The organism is Tabrizicola fusiformis (assembly GCF_013328815.1).
GTDB lineage: Bacteria > Pseudomonadota > Alphaproteobacteria > Rhodobacterales > Rhodobacteraceae > Fuscibacter.
Genome location: NZ_JABUHN010000046.1, coordinates 1 through 1,960, shown reverse-complemented (window position 1 = coordinate 1,960; position 1,960 = coordinate 1). Strand labels below are relative to the sequence as shown.

2 protein-coding genes are annotated in these 1,960 nt (G+C 58.7%); both read left to right on the top strand.

Annotated features, from left to right (window positions below; all coding sequences use genetic code 11):
• Positions 1–185 precede the first annotated feature (185 nt).
• A complete protein-coding gene (locus HS053_RS22040) occupies positions 186–1,406 on the top strand; it encodes a site-specific integrase (RefSeq protein WP_140849423.1) in 1,221 nt (406 codons plus the stop codon).
• A partial coding sequence (locus HS053_RS22035) for a tyrosine-type recombinase/integrase (protein WP_174213386.1) occupies positions 1,403–1,960 on the top strand: 558 nt, incomplete at its 3' end. The genes HS053_RS22040 and HS053_RS22035, both read left to right, overlap by 4 nt.

Sequence of the window (1,960 nt, the reverse complement as noted above, 5' to 3'; positions counted from 1 at the left end):
TATTATGCCGGGATCAGGATTATGCCGCATGGCCCTCCAGTCGACGAGAAGCATCGACTTGGCATACTGCCAGACCAGCCAAAGATTATTAGGTGCGGCTGACCGGCTTCATGGTCCTGAACCCTCAGTTTCGTGCCAAGGCGTTCGGCATAATCCTTGTTGCGCCAGCAACATGGAGAGAGCGTATGGCCAAGAAAATCCAACCAACCTGCCTCGACACCTACTTCAGTTCGTTCGAGGAGAGCCTCGCGTCGACGCACATGCAGCGTAGGGCGCTGTCTAACTATCGCTTCCAGCTTCGACGGTTTGGCCGGGTTCTGGAGGCCCATGGTGTTGAGCCGACGTCATTGACGCTGGAAATCGCCGATCGCCTTGCCCGGCAGGTTCCATTTGATCGAGTGAACGCGGTCCGGATCCCGAACTTGGTCAGACGGTTCGTCCTCCACCTCATCAGCATCGGCGTTGCGATTCCGCCACCTGTATCTGCTGCCCAAATTGCAAAGGACACGCTGCTGGATGACCTGGAAGGCTTCCTGCTCGGGCAACGCGGCCTGAGTCCGAGTTCAGTTTATCATGTCAAGCGATATGCCGTCCGCTTCTTGGACCACCGGTTTGGCGAAACAGTGCCTGACCCTTCGTCGATCAGGCACCAAGACATCGTTGCGTTCCTCGAACACATCCAGAAGGGGAAGAGTCTGTCGATGGCGCGGACGCCGGCATCCCATCTGCGCTGCTTCTTCCAGTACCTGTTTGCCCGGGGCCTGACCGTAACCAATCTGTCGTCGACTGTGCCGAAGGTACATCGCATCCAGAACAACCGACTTCCCAGGTATCTGCCGCCGACAGACATCGAGGCCATCCTTGAGTGGGTCCGGCGAGAGTCCAGCTATGGCGTTCGTGACTATGCCATGTTCCTGCTGATGGCCCGGCTCGGCCTGCGTGTGCCCGAAGTCATGGCGATAGAGATCGATGACATCGACTGGCGAGCGGGAGAGCTGCTCGTCCGAGGAAAGGGCAAACGGCGTGACCGTCTCCCGCTTCCGGAAGATGTCGGCGCCGCAATCAGCGCTTACCTGCGCGATGCCCGACCATCGACCGTAACGCGCGTTCTTTTTGTCAGGTCCTATGCCCCCTATCTCGGGTTCAAGGACAGCCGCATCGTCAGCAAAATCCTTGCCCGGGCCTGCGCAGCACTGAAGATCGAGATGCCTGCCCGGTATCTCGGATCGCATGTGCTTCGCCACAGCCTCGCAACTCGGATGGTTCGCTCTGGCGTAGCCTTGCACGAGGTGGGCGATGTTCTGCGCCACAAGTCGCGCGCGACGACGATGATCTATGCGAAGCTCGACATTGCAAACCTTCGTTCTGTTGCCCAACCTTGGCCCGCAGGGGAGGCAAAGCAATGACCCTGCACGCCGAGCTTGATCGATATCTCAATCTCCGCCGGATGTTTGGCGCCAAACTGAAAGCAGACGAGTTGCGCCTGCGCAGCTTTGCCACCTTCGTGGACAAAGCCGGAAAAGAGTTCGTCACAAAAGAGCTTCTGCTCGAATGGATGGATGGACTGCGACCTGCCAGTAGCGGGACCAAGGCCAGTAGGTTCAGCGCGGTCCGTCAATTTGCTCTATGGCTGCACGGTATGGATGATCGGCACGACGATCCTCCACCGAGGGGGTTCGTGCCAGGACGAGTCAGTCGGTCCGCGCCGTACATCTACAGCGATACCGAACTCGCCCAGATCATCGGGGCGGCGCGGGAATTGCCGTCGATATACGGGCTGCGCGGACTGACCTGCGCGATGCTCTATGGTCTGATCACTGTCACGGGCATGCGCGTTGCAGAGGCCTTGGCGCTCGACACGGCAGACTTCGATTCCGAGAGGCAGTTGCTCCACATAAAGAACGGCAAGAATGGCAAGGAACGAATCCTTCCAATCGATCCGGATGTCGCGGTGAGACTG

Coding starts and splice junctions, on each gene's coding strand:
- HS053_RS22040 (WP_140849423.1), top strand. CDS start 186: ATGGCCAAGAAAATCCAACCAACCTGCCTCGACACCTACTTCAGTTCG.